The 17,954-nt window shown below is 27.3% G+C and carries 18 protein-coding genes; all 18 read left to right on the top strand.

Going from position 1 to position 17,954, the window contains the following annotated elements:
- Positions 1-2: 2 nt before the first annotated feature.
- The 18 genes from hslU (at position 3) to fliR (ending at position 17,946) form a co-directional block, all read left to right on the top strand.
- Entirely contained in the window at positions 3-1,322 is a 1,320-nt protein-coding gene (gene hslU, locus KJR01_RS00155; protein ID WP_214115753.1) for an ATP-dependent protease ATPase subunit HslU, read from the top strand.
- Entirely contained in the window at positions 1,319-2,188 is an 870-nt protein-coding gene (era, locus tag KJR01_RS00150) for a GTPase Era (protein WP_214115752.1), read from the top strand. The genes hslU and era overlap by 4 nt, the downstream gene beginning before the upstream one ends.
- A gap of 18 nt (positions 2,189-2,206) precedes the next feature.
- Positions 2,207-3,895 carry a hypothetical protein gene (locus KJR01_RS00145; RefSeq protein ID WP_214115751.1) on the top strand — a complete coding sequence of 563 codons (1,689 nt, stop codon included), beginning with the start codon at positions 2,207-2,209 and terminating at the stop codon, positions 3,893-3,895.
- On the top strand, positions 3,892-4,587 hold the full coding sequence (locus tag KJR01_RS00140) for a hypothetical protein (protein ID WP_214115750.1): 696 nt from the start codon (positions 3,892-3,894) through the stop codon (positions 4,585-4,587). Before KJR01_RS00145 ends, KJR01_RS00140 begins: the two co-directional genes overlap by 4 nt.
- Positions 4,587-4,955, top strand: a complete 369-nt coding sequence (locus KJR01_RS00135) for a hypothetical protein (protein WP_214115749.1) — start codon at positions 4,587-4,589, stop codon at positions 4,953-4,955. Before KJR01_RS00140 ends, KJR01_RS00135 begins: the two co-directional genes overlap by 1 nt.
- A complete protein-coding gene (mshL, locus tag KJR01_RS00130) occupies positions 4,933-6,555 on the top strand; it encodes a pilus (MSHA type) biogenesis protein MshL (protein ID WP_214115748.1) in 1,623 nt (540 codons plus the stop codon). The genes KJR01_RS00135 and mshL overlap by 23 nt, the downstream gene beginning before the upstream one ends.
- A 9-nt stretch (positions 6,556-6,564) precedes the next feature.
- Positions 6,565-7,392 carry an ATP-binding protein gene (locus KJR01_RS00125; protein ID WP_214115747.1) on the top strand — a complete coding sequence of 276 codons (828 nt, stop codon included), beginning with the start codon at positions 6,565-6,567 and terminating at the stop codon, positions 7,390-7,392.
- Positions 7,385-8,257 (top strand): CDC27 family protein, encoded by an 873-nt coding sequence (locus KJR01_RS00120; RefSeq protein WP_214115746.1) that lies wholly within the window; start codon positions 7,385-7,387, stop codon positions 8,255-8,257. Before KJR01_RS00125 ends, KJR01_RS00120 begins: the two co-directional genes overlap by 8 nt.
- Entirely contained in the window at positions 8,254-8,790 is a 537-nt protein-coding gene (locus KJR01_RS00115) for a hypothetical protein (protein ID WP_214115745.1), read from the top strand. Before KJR01_RS00120 ends, KJR01_RS00115 begins: the two co-directional genes overlap by 4 nt.
- A 44-nt stretch (positions 8,791-8,834) precedes the next feature.
- Positions 8,835-10,526, top strand: a complete 1,692-nt coding sequence (locus KJR01_RS00110) for a GspE/PulE family protein (RefSeq protein ID WP_442862230.1) — start codon at positions 8,835-8,837, stop codon at positions 10,524-10,526.
- A 3-nt stretch (positions 10,527-10,529) separates the two neighbouring features.
- A complete protein-coding gene (locus KJR01_RS00105) occupies positions 10,530-11,765 on the top strand; it encodes a type II secretion system F family protein (protein WP_214115743.1) in 1,236 nt (411 codons plus the stop codon).
- Between the two features lie 233 nt (positions 11,766-11,998).
- Positions 11,999-12,676, top strand: a complete 678-nt coding sequence (locus tag KJR01_RS00100; protein WP_214115742.1) for a response regulator transcription factor — start codon at positions 11,999-12,001, stop codon at positions 12,674-12,676.
- Positions 12,673-13,926 carry an ArsS family sensor histidine kinase gene (locus tag KJR01_RS00095; protein WP_214115741.1) on the top strand — a complete coding sequence of 418 codons (1,254 nt, stop codon included), beginning with the start codon at positions 12,673-12,675 and terminating at the stop codon, positions 13,924-13,926. Before KJR01_RS00100 ends, KJR01_RS00095 begins: the two co-directional genes overlap by 4 nt.
- Before the next feature lie 119 nt (positions 13,927-14,045).
- Entirely contained in the window at positions 14,046-14,816 is a 771-nt protein-coding gene (rpsB, locus tag KJR01_RS00090; RefSeq protein ID WP_214115740.1) for a 30S ribosomal protein S2, read from the top strand.
- Positions 14,816-15,880: a translation elongation factor Ts gene (gene tsf, locus KJR01_RS00085; RefSeq protein WP_214115739.1), complete on the top strand. Its 1,065-nt coding sequence runs from the start codon at positions 14,816-14,818 to the stop codon at positions 15,878-15,880. Before rpsB ends, tsf begins: the two co-directional genes overlap by 1 nt.
- The gene (locus tag KJR01_RS00080; RefSeq protein ID WP_214115738.1) at positions 15,880-16,500 is read left to right on the top strand and encodes an ABC transporter ATP-binding protein; all 621 of its coding nucleotides are present in this window, start codon (positions 15,880-15,882) and stop codon (positions 16,498-16,500) included. Before tsf ends, KJR01_RS00080 begins: the two co-directional genes overlap by 1 nt.
- Positions 16,493-17,200: an SIR2 family NAD-dependent protein deacylase gene (locus KJR01_RS00075; protein WP_214115737.1), complete on the top strand. Its 708-nt coding sequence runs from the start codon at positions 16,493-16,495 to the stop codon at positions 17,198-17,200. The genes KJR01_RS00080 and KJR01_RS00075 overlap by 8 nt, the downstream gene beginning before the upstream one ends.
- On the top strand, positions 17,188-17,946 hold the full coding sequence (gene fliR, locus KJR01_RS00070; RefSeq protein ID WP_214115736.1) for a flagellar biosynthetic protein FliR: 759 nt from the start codon (positions 17,188-17,190) through the stop codon (positions 17,944-17,946). Before KJR01_RS00075 ends, fliR begins: the two co-directional genes overlap by 13 nt.
- Positions 17,947-17,954 lie beyond the last annotated feature (8 nt).

The following is a 17,954-nucleotide window of genomic DNA, read 5'->3' as shown; positions in this document are numbered from 1 at the left end:
GAATGCAGATGTTACCTAAAGAAATTGTTGAATTTTTAGATGAATATGTAATAGGTCAAGAAAAAGCTAAAAAGGTAATTGCTATTGCTTTAAGAAATAGATATAGAAGATTAAAGCTTGAAGAAAGTATGCAAGATGATGTTGTTCCTAAAAATATTTTAATGATAGGAAGCACAGGTGTTGGTAAAACAGAAATTGCAAGAAGAATTGCTAAATTAATGGGCTTGCCTTTTATTAAAGTAGAAGCTAGTAAATATACTGAAGTTGGTTTTGTTGGTCGTGATGTAGAAAGTATGGTAAGAGATTTAGCTAATGCAGCTTTAACTTTAGTAAAAAACGAGCATTTAGAAAAAAACAAATCAAGATTAGCTGAACTAATAGAAAATAAAATTTTAGAAAAATTATTACCGCCATTGCCAAAAGGTGTTAGTGAAGAAAAACAAGCAGAGTATGAAACTAGCTTAGAAAAGATGAAGGAGCGTCTAAGAAATAAAGAATTTGAAGATAAGGTTATAGAAATTTATGTAACCCAACGCTCACTTGAGACAAATCCAAATCTACCACCAGAACTTGCAAGTATGCAAGAGATGGTAAAAGTAATTGGTATTGCTGATAAAAAAGTGAAAAAAGAGTTAAAAATTAAAGACGCTAGAAAAGTTTTAGAAACTGAATTAACAGATAGTGTTTTAGATAATGAAAGCATTAAAGATGAAGCCTTAAAAAGAGTTCAAAATGAAGGCATAATCTTTATTGATGAGATAGATAAAGTTGCGGTAAGCTCGGGTAATTCAAACAGACAAGACCCTAGCAAAGAAGGAGTTCAAAGAGATTTGTTACCTATCGTAGAAGGTAGTGTAGTAAATACTAAATTAGGTAATGTAAAAACTGATCATATATTATTTATTGCAGCAGGTGCATTTCATTTAAGTAAGCCAAGTGATTTAATCCCTGAATTACAAGGTAGATTTCCATTAAGAGTTGAGCTTGATAGCTTGGGTGCTGATGAGTTGTATGAAATTTTAACAAGACCTAAAAACTCACTTTTAAAACAATATAAAGCACTTTTAGAAACTGAAGGAGTTAATTTAGTGTTTGAAGATGATGCTATTAAAAAAATTGCAAAAATAGCAGCACAAGCAAATGAAAGTATGGAAGATATAGGTGCTAGACGCTTACATACTGTTATTGAAAAATTAGTAGAAGATATTTCTTATGAGTGTGATAAATACAAAGATAAAGATTGTGTAATAGATACAAAATTAGTTGATGATAAATTAGGCTCTATTATAGAAAATCAAGATATAGCAAGATATATTTTATGAAAAGCGGTTTTGTAAGTGTAATCGGCAGAACAAATGCCGGTAAAAGCACAATGATTAATTCTTTACTAGGCGAAAATATTTGCCTAGTATCACATAAAGAAAATGCCACAAGAAGAAAAATGAATGTGGTAATAATGCACGATGAAAATCAAATAATATTAATAGATACTCCAGGCCTACACGAAAGCAATAAGAATTTCAATCAACTATTAATAGAAGCTGCTAAAAAGAGCTTAGATGAGTGTGATTTGATTGTATTCGTTATGAGTATTTTTGATAGTTTAGATGAATATAAAAAATTTTTAGATTTAAAGCCAAAGGTTGAGCATATTGTAGTTATAAACAAAGTTGATTTGGTTGAACCTAAAAAATTGTTAGATAAATTAGAAGAATTTAATAAATTAGATATTGTTCCTAATATCATTCCTTATTCATCAAAAAATAAATTTTATAAAAATAAATTATTAGATGAGATGGTAAAGTATTTACCAGAACACCCATATTTTTTTGACCCAGAATTTAGCACTGATAAAACAACTAAAGATGTTATTAAAGAATTAATAATAGAAAGTATTTATCAAAATCTTAGTGATGAGTTACCATATTGTTGTGAAGTGTTAATTAATAAAATTATAGAAAAAGATAATTTTTTAACTATTTATGCCGATATTATTACAGATTCAGAAAATCATAAAGCAATGCTAATTGGTCGAAATGCTAATACAATTAAGCGTATTGGAATAGTTGCTAGGAAAAGAATTGCTGAAGTTTTTTTATTAAAAATTAACTTAAAGTTGGTTGCAAAAGTTCAAAAAAAATGGTACGATAATGAGAACTTTTTAAAAAAAGTAGGCTTAAAACAATAAAAAATAAAAGGTATTTAAATGGCGAAAACAGCGAAAAAAAGAGAATTGGTCGCTTTTGATTCAAGTACAAAAAAACTCTATAAACTTGCTGATAATGTCCTTAGTGAAATTACCGTTAAGGAAAAAAGCAATTCTGCTTACAATATTACCTATATGCCAGGTGAAAATGTAAAGTATGCTTCTGTTGAGGTTCCAAACGATACAGATGAGGATGAAATCAGTATAATTACAAACAAAACTTATGAAGTATTAGAATTAGATATAGACAAGGATTATAAGATATCTTATAGTATTTCTAATGCTAGTATGGGAATTAATACAGTATATAATGTATTTGTAGTAGAAAATGAAAAAATTGAAACAGAATTTAAAGATGTAGCTAATAAGCTTCAGTATATTGATTATATAGATATTGAACCATTGATGTATCAAAATTATTATACAAGCAAACTTATAGAAAGTGATGGAGTTCAAGTATTTATATATTTTCATAAAACATATACAACACTTACTGTGTATAAAGATGGAGAATTAATAAACTATAAGATTATTAATAAACTTAGCATAGATATGTTGCATGGTAGCTTTTCTCATGATTTAGGAGAGAGAATTCCTGAACATATGTTTTTAAATGAATTATCAAAATATGGTTTTGACCATGTAGATGATGCAAAAAGAGTTTCACTTAATAAGGTTTTAAGCGAGTCTTTTAAATTCTTAATTAATAATTTATCTTTAATATTAAGAGGTGCTCAATTAGATAATGTTACTATTACAAAAGTATTTGTAGGAACTGATATTGGGTTAAGTCAAAATTTCTTAAAAAAAGTTGAAGTATTGTTTTCTTGCTTTAGGTGTCTTGATGATGATATTATACTTGAAACTATGCTTAATAATAAAGTTGAAATTGGAATTAATAGTCTTGAGGTAGCAGAATTTATTAATATCCATAAAATTAAATATGATTTATTTAAAAATATTAGAAATTTTACCGTTGAGGTTAATACACCTTCTGAATTTACAACTACTCCTGAAAAAGAAGGCGGAGAATTAAGGATTAATCCATTTGTTTTATTAAGCTTGTTAAGAGCTAATGAACAATTAAAAATGCCAAATGATGTATTTAACATATCTACATTCTTAAGACCACCACCTTTTGCGAAGAGATATTCTGGGAAGTTAATTTTATCAATTTTGGCTGTTATTGTATTGGCTAGTATTTATCCTATATATAATTATATAAATGGTAAATTTATTGAAGTAGAAGAAAGAGATACTAGTGAAAAAATTCCTGCTAAACAAACAGAATATACAAGAATTGATAATGAAATTAAAAACCTTGAAAGTAGATTATCTAGTTTATCAGCTGAAGTAAATGAAGCTAGAAGAACTTTAGAATTTAGATATACACTTTTAGATAATATTTATGATAAAAAAGTTAATTATCTATCAAAAGCTAGTGCAGCTACAAAAATGGCTAGTATCTTAAATCAAAGCAATATTAAAGTAACAAGTATGTCTTTTGATAATGATATTATAAATGTTAATTTAAAAGGAACTTCAACAGGTATAACTTCATTCTTAAAAGAAATAGGTGCTGATGATACTTATAGTATTGAATCAAGAGATGTATTGATTAAGATATTAAATCTTGATGATAAAGATAAAGAGCATGAAAGTAATATTGTAATAAAGGTTTTAAGATGAAACAAGGTAGTATTTTTGATAAAATAGATAATTATTACGAAAAGCAGCCTAATACTAATATATTCTATATGAGTATATTTATGTGTGTATTTTTATTTGGTTATTTAATCTATGATTATACATATGAGAGTTCAGAGCAGTATGTGGCAGAACAAACAGAATTATTAAATAAAGCTAAAGAAGAGTTAAGAAGACTTGATGATTTTATTGAAAGAGAAAAGCAAAACTCAAGAATACAAAAATTAACACAAGATATCATTAGCGAAGAAAAAGCAAGAAAAGAAATCAGTGATGAGAATATGTATTTTGATGATAAATTAAAAGAAGCGTCAAAATTATTATATAATCAAAAAAATTGGTCTGAGTTTATGGCTAAAATTAATGAATTATCTAAAAAATATCAAGTAGTTTTAGGTGATGTAAGAAGCAGTGTAAATGATTTGGTAAGTCAAAAAGTAGAAGAAGTTTTTAATGTTCAATTTTCTTTAACTGGTAAATTCCAAAATATTTTACATTTTGTAAATAGCTTAGAAAAATCAATTGATGTTGTAGATGTAAATATGCTTAAACTATATAAAATTGAGCCTACAGATAATCCTAATAATGATAATAATGGTGGCGAAAATAACAAAGTTTATACAAATGACATTCAAGCTGATGTTAAAATCTCAATATGGGGGATTAAATATTAATGAAAAAAGTATTATGTATATTAGTTTGTATTCAAGCAATTTTTGCTATGACAAGAACAGAACTTGACAATAAATTTAATGAATTAGTTCAAGTTAGAAATACAATAGACTATCTTGAAATTACAAAAACAAATGATCCTTTTTATAAGGACAAAATCAAATCAGACGAGGTTATAACTTTTACTTTATATGCTATTGTAGATAAAAGAGTGAAAATCAATCAAAAATGGTATGGTTTAAACGAAATAATTACTGCAGGTTATAGGGTAGTTAGTATTAATAATGAAAGAGTTGGTCTTTCAAATTCAATTAATTATGTAGAACTTAATTTAAAGGATAATCAGAATGTTCAAATCAGTGTTAAATAAAACTATTATATCTTTAAGTGCAGCGCTAATGCTATCTAGCTCATTAAGTGCAGCAGATTGCTCAAAAAGAGCTTTTGATATTAAAGTAAATAAAGAAGATACTTCAGCTTACGAAATAATTAATCAATTATCAAAAGTATGTGATTTTAGTGTAGTTTATAAAGATTCATATTCAAAAGGAATATTGAGTACTAGACAAGATGGAATAAGCATTAAAAATATGCATATTAATGGCATTTTTGATTTGCTTATTGCTGAACAAGGTTTAGATTATGATTTTTCAAATAATATCTTAAAAATTCAAGGTTTAAATACTAAAACATTTAAATTAGATTATATTACTTCAGTTCGTAAGGGTAGTGCTATTACTAAGGCAAATGTTGAATCTCAAGCAAGCAGCAGCGATAGCAGTAGCTCAAGTTCAAGTTCAGGTTCAAGTTCAGATAGTGATAATATGATTGAAACTAAAGAAGAATTTGATTTTTGGAAAAACATAGGCAAAGAGATTTCAGAAATAGTTCAAAATTCAGGTCAAAATATTCCTATTACCCCTCCTACAATCAATGCTAATGCAGGTTTAATCACAGTTACTTCAAGTAATGAAATTTTAGATAGGATTGAAACTTATTTAAATCAAGTTCAAGAATCACTTAAAAAACAAGTAGTAATTGATGTTTCAATTATTGAAGTAAGCCTTAATAAATCTCATAAAACAGGTATAGATTGGACACAATTTAATTTAGGATTTGATACTACTGGAGCATCTCTTACAAATCTTATTGGAAACACTGCTAATGGCACTATTATTTTAGCTGATAAAAAAAATACTTCTAATGTATTTTGGGGTAAAACCGATAAAGGTAGATGGCATGGAGATGAAAATATAGCTATAAATATGGGTATTAACCTAACAGGTATGATAAATTTTCTTAAAGAAAGTGGAGATGTTAAAGTTGTTTCAAGTCCTAAAATCGCAACTTTAAATAACCAACAAGCATTAATCACGGTTGGTGATACATATAATTATAAATTAAAAGGAAGTAGCACAACTACAGATAGTGGTAGCACGGGTGATGCTGATGAAGAAAAATCAATTTTCGTAGGTATTTTATTAAATATCTTACCTGAAATATCAGATGATAATAAAATTATGCTAAGAATTAATCCAAGCATTAGTGAGCTAATAAATATTGAAGATAAAAAAGTTAAAGATGGCTATAGGGTTGTTGCTCCAGATACAAAACAAAAGAAATTATCAACAGTTGTTCAAGTAAGAGATGGAGAGACTATTGTTTTAGGTGGTCTTATTACTGATTCTGAATTATTTAGTAAAAATGGAATTCCGGTATTACAAGATATTCCTTTATTAGGAAAATTATTTGGCTCTAAACAAAAATCAAAAGAAAAAACAGAATTAGTGTTTGTTATCACTCCGCATGTTGTTGATTTTACTAAAGATAAAGAAGAAGTAAGAAAATCTTTAGAAGATTTAGGATACTCTTTAGCACTAGATTATAAAGAAGATTTAAAACCTACTGCTACTAAAAACTTATTTAAAGAAAAAGCAGAAGAATTTGATTCAATAAATAATGTTGAATAAGGGTTGCTATTGAATAAATATACATTAGCTAAAGAATTATTTATAGACAATTTAGAAAGCCTTAGATTTATCAATCTTGATAAATCTAAGATTGCTTATCATAAGATTATAACTTCATTAGAAAAGCCTTTAAAATTAGTATTGTTTTATGGTAAGCCAGGTTGTGGTAAGACTTTTTTATTAAATAAAATAGAAAAAGATTTAAAAGAAAAAAATAAAAAGATTATATTATTAGAACAGCCATTTTATTCAGAATCAGGATTTTACACAGAGTTGCATAGAAAAATTTTTAATGAATATGTAGAGATTGAAAAATACGAAGATTTTTTAAGAATTTTTAAAGATAAAGTTACTCAAACTCCTGAAGAATTAAAATACGATGGATATATGGTAATGCTTGATGAAGCTCAAATGTATCCTAATATATTAATAGAAAAAATTAGACTACTATCAGATACTAGAATGTTTAAATTCTTATTTACAGTTCATAAGACAATTGCTGATGAGGATATTTTAGCTCAAGAACATTTTACTACTAGAATTTGGGAAAGTATTGAACTTAGTGAATCTAGTGAAGATGAAATTAAAACTTATATTAATAAGAAATTAGAAACTTTAAAGAATGGTTTGGATAAAGGATTTTTTAGTAATAAAAATTATAAGTTTATATATAGCGTTACTAAAGGAAACTTAAGAACTGTTAATATGTTATTGTATAAAGCATTTGAAATATATGAATTTTACGAGCAAGAAAGATTTAGTGAGTTTAGTAATCCAAAAATCAATGAAAAAGTATTAGAAATGGCTGCTCTTGATAAAGGTTTATTAAATGCTTAATTTACATGAAGTTATAGAATTAGAAAATAAATGGAAAATTTATTCAAGTAAGAAAAAAAAGAAAAAGTATATCTTTTTATACATATTAGCTTTTATTATATTTGTTATTTTTATATCTGCTTTAATATATTTTGCATACTCAAAAGGTGCTAGCGAATTAGAAACTAATGTAAAAAAAAGTAATAATGAAGTTAAAAAGATTATAAATGATACTAAGGTTAAATTAGAAAAAGAAAAAATATTAGATAATAAAAATATTATCAATAAACCAGTAGAAGTAATTAGTAATAAGCCAGATAATGATAAGAAATTAGTAGATATGCCTAAACAAGAAGAAGTTAATACTACTACTTTATCAGATACTACAAATAATGAAACTATATCATTAAGCATTATGAATATAGATGTTAAAAACTCATCTTTTAAATCAAATACAAGTGAAACAAAATCAAGTAATATTAAAAATAATAACATTATTAAAAATATACCTAAAAATATAGAAACTAACACAATAGTTATTACTGATTTAAATTCTACGGCTACACCTAAGGTAGAAAGCAGAAAGGAATTAGATGATTTAGAATATTTGAAATTAAAATTTTCTGAAACTAATAGTATATATTTTGCTTTAGATATAGCTGATGTATATTATTCTAAAGGCGATTTTAAAAACGCTAGAGAATGGGCATTGACTGCAAATAAATTAGATGTTAAAAACGATAAATCTTGGGTTATGTTTGCAAAAGCAAGTTATAAATTAGGTTTAAAAGAGCAAGCTATTAATTCTTTAACTAATTATTTAAATTCTAATAGTTCAACTCGTGTTAAACAAACTTTAGACTTAATTAAAGAAGGTAAATTATGAGAAAAATTATTTTTTTATTAATAGCTTTAAATTGTTTTGCCATTAGTTTAGCAGACATTAATAAAGCTATTGAAAATCAAGAATATTCAAAAGTATGCAATAATTTAGTATATGATTTAGCTGTAAAAAATCAAGATGATGGATTGATGAATTTGTATGGTATTGCATGTTTAAGAACAGATTATATAAACAAATTATCAGCTGTTATTATTGCACTTAGAAATTCAAAAGAAGCAAGAGCTAATGCTGTTTATTATTCAACTATTTTATATAAGAAAAAATTATTGCATTCAGCACTAGTTGATAACCTTAATATAAGCTCTATTAAGCTACCTAAGTGTGATTATATTTTATCTGATATTTATGATGATTATATATCAGGTAATTATATAAAGGAAAATGATAAATATATTTTTAGATATAATGATAAAATCTATGAAATGAGTTTGAGATTTGATAAACCATTTACTAAGATGGTTTTAACTATTTTAAATTCAAACAATCAAATATTAGAAGTGAAAGAGTACTGGTAATGGAATTTGTAGATCGTTTAGGAGTTTTAGTATATAGAAGAAAAATGGAATTAAAAGACACTATTATGTCTTTTGAAAATCCACAAGATAAGTTAAATTATTTAAAAAGCGTTTTAGATGAAAGCACATTAGAATCTTTATTGATTGACCTTTATAAGACTAATGGTATTACTTTAGATGATATTGCATTACATTTTGAAATAGGTAATAAAGAATTTTTAGAAAAAATTGCACAAAAATTAAGATTTGAATATATAGATTTAGATTCAGTTGATATTAATTATAAAATTTCTGAAAAAATTCAGTATTCAGTTTTATCAAACTATGGATTTTTACCTTTTAAAGAAGATGAAATTAATTTATATGTAGCATATAAAGAACCATTTAATTTAGAAACTCAAGATAAAGTTCAGCACTTATTTAGTAGAAAACTTGTTAAAAACTATGTCGCACATCCATCTCAAATTGATAGATATTTAAGTAAAATTCAATTAAATGAAAGTATAAAAGATATTATCAATGATATTAGAAAAGAATTAAGTTCTGATCCTACAATGACTGGTGGAGAGCAAGATAGCTCTGGAATTTTAAAATTAATTGAAGTTATCCTTAGAACTTGTATTGTAAATCGCTCAAGCGATATTCACATTGAACCAACCGAGACAAACTGCATTGTTCGTGGTAGGATTGATGGTATGCTAACTGAAATATTTATTTTTGATAAAGATATATATCCACCAATGGTTTCTAGAATGAAACTTTTATCAAATATGGATATTGCAGAAAAAAGAAAACCACAAGATGGTAGATTTTCTGCTAGGGTTTTAGATAAAGAATATGATTTTCGTATTTCAACATTACCTATTATAAATGGCGAAAGTATAGTTTTAAGGATACTTGATAAATCAAAGATTTTAATTAGTCTAGGCAATCTTGGAATGCACCCTACAAATCTTGAAAGATTTCAAGCAGCAATGCATGCACCTTATGGGATTATTCTTGTAACTGGTCCAACAGGAAGTGGTAAAACAACTACTCTTTATGCTGCGCTTAATGATATGAAAAGTGTTGAGACTAAAATCATCACGGTTGAAGACCCTGTAGAGTATCAGTTGAATTTGATTCAGCAAGTGCATGTTAATGAAAAAGCAGGGCTAACATTTGCAGCCGCACTTAGGTCTATTCTAAGACAAGACCCTGATATTATAATGATAGGTGAGATTAGGGATGCTGAAACATTAACAATTGCTATTCAAGCAGCACTTACAGGACACTTAGTATTTTCAACTCTTCACACGAATGACGCAGTTTCAGCCGTTACTAGGATAGTTGATATGGGGGTTGAGCCTTATATGGTTAGTGGTGCATTAACAGCAATTGAAGCACAAAGACTTGTAAGAAAGCTTTGCCCTAATTGCAAGCAAGTTACAAAAATACCTGATAATTTTTATTCAAGAATTGAAAAGTATGTAAAAGAAGTAGAAAATCCACAATTTTATAAGCCTGTAGGTTGCCCTAAATGTTCTCAAACAGGCTATACTGGTCGTGAAATGATAAGTGAAATTCTACCAATCAGCGATAGAATTTCTTCTATGGTTGCAGCGGGTGCATCTAAAGAAGAGATTAGAAAAGTAGCTTATGAAGAAGGTTTTGTTGATATGTTTCATGATGGTATAGTAAGAGCTGCTAAGGGTGTTACTAGTGTTGATGAAGTATTAAGAGTTGCGAAAGAGTAATAAATGAAGAAATTTCAAGTTGAGTATATTAGTAAAGGACAAAAAAAGGTCTTAACTCTAACAGCACAAAGCAAGGCAAGTGCTGTTGAACAAGCTAAAAATAAAAATTTAGGTCGTATAGTAAAGGCTGGCGAAGTTCAAACCGTTTCGCTAGGAAGTGCTGTTGATAAATTAAAAAATTTATCTTTTTTTAAACCTACTATAAAATTACCTGATTTGATTGCTTCAATTAACCAATTAGGTGTTATGGCTGGTGCTGGTATTTCTATCCATGATAGTGTGAGAGAAGTTGCAAATTCAAGTGCAAATAAAAGGGTAAAAGAGATTTTTTCTAAAGTTTATGAGGACTTGAATGCTGGTCTTAGTATAAGTTTATCACTTGAGCCATTTCAAGCTGAATTGGGTGATATTACACTAGCTATGGTTAAGCTAGGTGAAAGCACTGGTAAATTGGGTGAAAGTTTAAAAAAACTTGCAGAAATTTTACAAGAATTATATGACAATCAACAAAAGTTTAAAAAGGCTTTAAGGTATCCTATAATAGTTGTTACAGCTATTGCTATAGCATTTACTATCTTAATGCTTGTTGTTGTTCCGCAGTTTAAGGAGATATTTGAACAACTAGGGGCTAATTTACCACCTGCTACTAAGGCTTTGTTATTTATTGAGCATACTTTAAGAAATTATGGGATATATGTTTTAGTTGTGCTTATTGGTGGGATATTTGCTAGTAAAAGATTTTATGGAATTAATGATAATTATAAAGCTTTAGTTGATAGATATGCTTTAAAAACTTATCTAATAGGAAAGATTATTTTATTTGCTACTATGAGTAGATTTAATCTTATTTTTACAGAGCTAGTAAGAGCAGGTATTCCTATTGCAGATGCACTTGATACTTCACTTAGAACAATATCTAATACAACTATGAAAAATAAATTAAATGCTACTAAAGTTTCAATTTCAAGAGGGCTTAGCTTAACTGAATCTTTTAAAGAAACAGAACTTTATGAGAATATGCTTATTCAAATGATTAAAGCAGGCGAAGCCAGTGGTCAATTAGATGCAATGCTTGAAAAAGTTACTGGGTATTATAAGGAAAGATTTAATAATATTATAGATAACCTATCAAGCTATATTGAGCCAATTCTTATGTTATTTATTGCTGGTATGGTTCTTTTCTTAGCACTTGGTATTTTTATGCCTATGTGGGATTTAGGAAGCGCTGTAAAAAGCTAAATAAAATCTTTAGTCAAGAATTTGACTAAAGATAATACATTTCTTTATTAGTTTGAATTTACAATAATTTAACTAAGTTCTATACAATCACTAAGCTACAATATTTTTTAATTTGATAAATAGTTTTAATTTTAATGAATTAAAATAATCTTTGTAAGCTATTTGGTTTATAATATAAATTATAGATTTTGATAAGGTTTTATCTGTATTAGTAATTATTTAAAGGAGTTAAAATGACTAGAATATTAATGATTGAAGATGATTTAGAATTAGCAGAAATTTTAAAAGAATATTTAGAGCAATATGATATGAAAGTTGATATTGCTGATGAACCATATATTGGATTGTCAAAATTAAATCTTACTACATATGATTTGATTATATTGGATTTAACATTGCCTGGAATGGACGGACTTGAAGTATGTAAAGAAATTAGAAAAAAATATACAAGTCCAATTATAGTATCATCTGCAAGACACGATATAAATGATAAAGTAGAAGCTTTAGAATTAGGCGCTGATGATTATTTACCAAAACCGTATGATCCAAAAGAATTAAAAGCTAGAATTACATCGCATTTAAGAAGATTTGAACAAATTCAAATAAGTGCAAACGAGCATAGCAACAAGACTTTAGAATATGATGAATTTAAACACGCTATTTATTTTAGAGGCAAAGAATTAGTTTTAACAAATGCAGAATTTGATATTTTAAGTTATTTAATTAAAAAAGAAGGTGGTGTAGTTAGCCGCGAAGAATTAATTTACAATTGTTCTTCAATTAATGAAGAAAGTTCTAATAAAAGTATAGATGTAATTATTTCTAGAATAAGACAAAAAATTAGTGATGATAGCAAAACTCCAACTCATATTCACGCAATTAGGGGAATTGGTTATAAGCTAACACAATGAAATCTAGTATTTTTTATGTAATTACTTTTATTTTTATATTAGCTACTTCAACTATAGGAATGGCGTTTATTTGGTTGATTAATTATGATAAGGATAATTATTCAAACGAACTAAACGCTAGATATTCTTACTTAGCGAATTTAAAACTCCAAGAATTAAATAATGCAATTACTGAAGATGAATTTAATTACAAACAAAATCAATTTAAACTTAAATTAATAGACCAAGATAGTAAAAAATTAATTTTATTTGATGCTATAACATTGGCTGAAGATAGTAATAATTTAGGAGCAAGTAAAATTCTTACAAGTAATGGCAAGAATTATTTATATATAATAGCAAATGATAAAGATTTCTTATATGAAGATACGAATTTTAATTCTTATAGATATATGAGTATTCAAATAATATTATGTATAGTTATTTTGGTTTTATTAATTAGTTATATATTTGTTATAGGTAAATTAAGACCTATTAGAAGACTTAAAAGACAAATTACAAAATTTGCTAGCAATGATTTAGATAATATAGAAAATATAAGCAAGGGTAATGATGAGATTTCTCAAGTTTCAGATGCTTTTTATCAAGCTATTAAAAAAATTAAAGATTTAAATACTTCAAGACAATTTTTTTTAAGAAATATAATGCACGAGCTTAAAACTCCAATTACAAAAGGTAGAATTACAGCTGAAATGCTAGAAGATACGAAATTTAAGCAAAGACTTATAAATGTATTTGATAGAATGGTGATTTTAATAGATGAATTAGCCGCAGTAGAGCAAATCACAAGTGGAGTTGCAAAAAATCCAAAGAAAATTTCAATTACTCACATTTTTAATGAAGCAAAGGAAATGTTGCTTTTAGAAAATGAAAAAATTAATATTATAAGTGATAATACTTTTGTAGTTTATGTTGATTTTAAACTATTTACAACTGCAATTAAAAATTTATTAGATAACGCTATTAAATATTCAGATGATAATGCTGTAAGAGTTATAATTTGCCATGAAAGTATAAAGTTTTATAACAAAGGTAAAAAATTAGATAAAAATATTGAGTATTATTTAGAGCCTTTTACTCAAGGTGGTAATAAGAGTTCAAATTCTTTTGGCTTGGGGCTTTATGTTGTAAATACGATTTTAGAAGCTCATAAATTGAAATTAAATTATAACTATGATAATGGTTATAATATTTTTGCCATTACTAATCTTGATAATATAATCAAAGAAGAAAAAACTCAAGAAAAATAACCTTTATTAACTTTAAAAAAGTTAAAATATCCGCTTATTTCACACACACCAATCCTTATTGTTGCAACGCTAGTTGTATTTGGGTGTGGAGGTAAAAACAATTTTTTAAGGAGAAACCTATGGTTACAATGAGAGATTTATTAGAATGTGGTGTGCATTTTGGGCATCAAACAAGACGCTGGAATCCTAAAATGAAAAAGTTCATTTTTGGTGAGAGAAAAGGTATTTATGTAATTGATTTACAAAAAACAATTAGATATTTTAGATATACATACAATATCGTTCGTGATGCAGCAGCAGAAGGTAAAACAATTTTATTTGTTGGAACTAAAAAGCAAGCAACAGATGCTATTAAAGAATATGCAATTAAATGTGGAATGCCATATGTAAATCACAGATGGTTAGGCGGTATGATGACAAACTTTGAAACTATTCGCCAATCAATTAGAAAACTTGAAGTTATTGAAAGTATGCAAGAAGATGGAAGCATTAATTTATTAACTAAAAAAGAAGCATTAATGCTAAATCGTAAAAAAGAAAAATTATTAGATTATTTAGGCGGTATTAGAGACCTTAAAACTCGCCCTGATATGATTTTTGTAATTGATACAGTAAAAGAAAAAATTGCAGTTGCAGAAGCAAATAGATTAAAAATCCCAGTAGTAGCTCCAATTGATACAAACTGCGATCCTGATGTTGTAGATTTTCCTATCCCAGGTAATGATGATGCTATTCGTTCAGTTCAATTATTTTGCCAAGAAATGTGCGAAGCTATATTAGAAGGTAAAGCTTTAAGAGAACAAGATGGTGAAGTAGTTGAAAGAGCAGAAGTTAGCGAAGATGAAAAACAAGAAGTATTAGAAGAAGCTATGATGGAAGGGGAAATGTAATGGCAGAAATTACAGCAGCAATGGTAAAAGACCTGCGCGAAAGCACAGGTGCTGGAATGATGGATTGTAAAAACGCACTTAAAGAGTGTGATGGAGATATGCAAAAAGCGGTTGAATACTTAAGAGAAAAAGGCTTAAGTAAAGCTGCTAAAAAAGCTGATAGATTAGCAGCTGAAGGTTTAATTGGTGTTAAACTTTCAAATAATTTAGCAAGTTTAGTAGAAATCAATTCAGAAACTGACTTCGTTGCTAAAAATGATAAATTTATAGATTTAGTAAATAAAACAGTTGAGCAAGTTCAAGTTAGTGGAGTTTGCGATGTTGAAAGTTTATTAAATAGCAATATTGATGGGGCTAAATTTGAAGATTATCTAAAAAATCAAATCGCAACTATTGGAGAAAATTTAGTTGTAAGAAGATTTGCTACTTTAAAAGCAAATGATAATGAAGCTTTAAGTGGTTATTTACACACAAATGGTCGTGTAGGTGTTATCGTTAAGGCTAAATTTAATAATGCTGCTAATAAAGCAAAAGTTGAAGAATTTTTAAAACAACTTTGTATGCATATTGCAGCTATGAAACCAAGTGTTTTAAGTTATAAAGATTTAGATAAGGAATTTGTAGAAGCTGAATATAGAGCTTTATGTGCTGAACTTGAAAAAGAAAATGAAGAATTAGTTCGCCTTAAAAAGCCACTTCATAAAATTCCACAATTTGCAAGTAGATTACAAATTACTGATGCAGTTTTAAAGAAAGCTGAAGAAGATATAAAAGCTGAATTAAAAGCTCAAAATAAACCAGAGCAAATTTGGGATAAAATTGTTCCTGGTCAAATGGCAAGATTTATAGCTGATAACTCAATTTTAGATTCTCGCCTTACATTAATGGGACAATTTTATGTAATGGATGATAAGAAAACAGTAGAGCAAGTTATTGCTGATAAATCAGCTGAATTAAAAGATGAATTAGTAATTGAAAGCTTCGTAAAATATGAAGTTGGCGAAGGCTTAGAAAAGAAAAACGAAGATTTCGCAGCAGAAGTTGCAGCTCAAATGGGTAATTAATGTTAAAAGCAAGCGGTGTTGGTAAAAAATACGATGCCGTTTTATTTAACAATTTAAATTTAACTTTAAATCCGCAACAAACTTTAGCCGTCTTAGGCAAAAGTGGTTGCGGAAAATCTACATTATTGCATATTTTATCAACACTTTTAGCACCTGATAGCGGAGAAGTCTTTTATAAAGATAAGAATATTTATAAACTTAGCGAAGATGAAAGATTATTAATAAGAAGAAATGATTTTGGAATTATTTTTCAGCAGCATTATCTTTTTAAAGGATTTTCAGCTTATGAAAATATTGAATTAGCAAGTGTTTTATCAAATAATAAAATAGATGATGAGATAATTAATTTTTTAGGTATTAAAGAAATTCTAAATAAAAAAGCTAATGAATTAAGTGGCGGAGAGCAACAAAGAGTAAGTATTGCTAGAGTTCTTTGCAAAAAACCTAAAATTATTTTTGCTGATGAGCCAACTGGAAATCTTGACCCAACAAATGCAAAAATAGCTATGAAATTATTGATTGATTATGTTAAATTAAACAATTCAGCCTTATTTTTAATTACTCACGATGAAAATTTAGCTTTAATGTGTGATGATATTTTAAGGATAAATAATGAGTAAGTTAGTTTTTTTAAGTGGAGCTGGTCTTAGTGCACCATCTGGTTTAAGCACATTTAGAGATAATGATGGTTTGTGGGAACAATATGATTTAGATATAGTTTGTAATTATCAAACTTGGATTAAAAATTTTAATTTAGTTCATGAGTTTTATAATAAAAGAAGACTTGAATTAAGAAAAGTTAAACCTAATAAAATGCACGAAAAAATTGCTGAAATATCAAAGCGTTTTGAAATTATTAATTTTACTCAAAATGTTGATGATTTATTAGAGCGTGCAGGGTGTGAAAATGTAATTCACTTACACGGAAAATTATTAGAATTACACTGCACTAATTGTAATGATATTACTAAGCTTAATTTAAATGATGATTTGGAATTTAAATTTGAAAATTGTAAAAAATGCCAAAGTAAATTAATTAAACCTAGTGTGGTGTTTTTTGGAGAACAAGCGCCATTTTATACTGATTTATATTCAACATTTTATAATCTTAATGAAGATGATTTGGTGGTTATCATAGGAACAAGTGGTGCAGTTATTAATATAAATTATTTATTAAGGTTTGCAAAATCTAAAAATATATTAATTAATTTAGAAAAAAATAAATATATAAATGAAGCTTTATTTTCTCATATTATTTATAAATCTTGTGATGAATGTATAGATGAATTAGAGCAAATTATTCAAGAATGGAACTCGTAAGATTATTTAGTGAGCAAAACATAGTTTTGTTTATGCTATTACTTGCTAGAATGAGCGGACTTTGCTTGTTTTTTCCATTTTATTCGCATTTACAAATTCCTGTGGTTATTAAGTCTAGTTTTGTTATTATTATGACTTTTTTTTTCTATCCATTAGCTCATACTAATATAACGCCAAATTATTTAGTTATTGCTCTTATAACTGAGCTTTTGTTAGGACTTGTTGCAGGTCTTTGTTTGCAGCTTACTTTTACGATTTTACAAATGAGTGGAGAACATATTAGTTTTATTATGGGTTTTTCTATGGCTAGCGTGCTTGACCCAAATACCGGTGCAAATACTCCTATCATTGGTCACTTTATTTCTCTTATTGCATTACTTTTGTTTTTAGCTTATGATGGACATCATTTGGTTTTGTTATTTTGGGCAAAGAGTTTAAATGGTATTGCTTTAGGTGATTTTGCTTTGCATGATGGTTGGTTTAGACAGATAATGAATGAGACTAAAGACATATATTTAATTGGTCTTAGCCTTGCGTTTCCAATAATTGCTATATCAATGCTTAGTGATTTTGTATTTGGTTTGCTTATGAAAACAATGCCACAATTTAACCTTTTAGTGGTAGGCTATCCTATAAAAATAACGATAGCATTTATTGTTTTGATGACAATTTTAGCTACAATCTTGTTTTATTTTAAAGAATTGGTTTTAAAAGTGTTTTTACAACTTGAACTATTTGTAAGTTAGGAAGGTAT

The sequence above is a fragment of the Campylobacter sp. 2018MI10 genome (assembly GCF_018501175.1).
Taxonomy (GTDB): domain Bacteria; phylum Campylobacterota; class Campylobacteria; order Campylobacterales; family Campylobacteraceae; genus Campylobacter_E.
This window is presented reverse-complemented; position numbering and strand designations above follow the sequence as displayed.

Coding starts and splice junctions, on each gene's coding strand:
- era (WP_214115752.1), top strand. CDS start 1,319: ATGAAAAGCGGTTTTGTAAGTGTAATCGGCAGAACAAATGCCGGTAAA.
- KJR01_RS00095 (WP_214115741.1), top strand. CDS start 12,673: ATGAAATCTAGTATTTTTTATGTAATTACTTTTATTTTTATATTAGCT.
- KJR01_RS00140 (WP_214115750.1), top strand. CDS start 3,892: ATGAAACAAGGTAGTATTTTTGATAAAATAGATAATTATTACGAAAAG.
- mshL (WP_214115748.1), top strand. CDS start 4,933: ATGTTCAAATCAGTGTTAAATAAAACTATTATATCTTTAAGTGCAGCG.
- KJR01_RS00080 (WP_214115738.1), top strand. CDS start 15,880: ATGTTAAAAGCAAGCGGTGTTGGTAAAAAATACGATGCCGTTTTATTT.
- KJR01_RS00100 (WP_214115742.1), top strand. CDS start 11,999: ATGACTAGAATATTAATGATTGAAGATGATTTAGAATTAGCAGAAATT.
- KJR01_RS00075 (WP_214115737.1), top strand. CDS start 16,493: ATGAGTAAGTTAGTTTTTTTAAGTGGAGCTGGTCTTAGTGCACCATCT.
- KJR01_RS00135 (WP_214115749.1), top strand. CDS start 4,587: ATGAAAAAAGTATTATGTATATTAGTTTGTATTCAAGCAATTTTTGCT.
- KJR01_RS00145 (WP_214115751.1), top strand. CDS start 2,207: ATGGCGAAAACAGCGAAAAAAAGAGAATTGGTCGCTTTTGATTCAAGT.
- KJR01_RS00115 (WP_214115745.1), top strand. CDS start 8,254: ATGAGAAAAATTATTTTTTTATTAATAGCTTTAAATTGTTTTGCCATT.
- KJR01_RS00120 (WP_214115746.1), top strand. CDS start 7,385: ATGCTTAATTTACATGAAGTTATAGAATTAGAAAATAAATGGAAAATT.
- KJR01_RS00105 (WP_214115743.1), top strand. CDS start 10,530: ATGAAGAAATTTCAAGTTGAGTATATTAGTAAAGGACAAAAAAAGGTC.
- KJR01_RS00110 (WP_442862230.1), top strand. CDS start 8,835: ATGGAATTAAAAGACACTATTATGTCTTTTGAAAATCCACAAGATAAG.
- hslU (WP_214115753.1), top strand. CDS start 3: ATGCAGATGTTACCTAAAGAAATTGTTGAATTTTTAGATGAATATGTA.
- fliR (WP_214115736.1), top strand. CDS start 17,188: ATGGAACTCGTAAGATTATTTAGTGAGCAAAACATAGTTTTGTTTATG.
- rpsB (WP_214115740.1), top strand. CDS start 14,046: ATGGTTACAATGAGAGATTTATTAGAATGTGGTGTGCATTTTGGGCAT.
- tsf (WP_214115739.1), top strand. CDS start 14,816: ATGGCAGAAATTACAGCAGCAATGGTAAAAGACCTGCGCGAAAGCACA.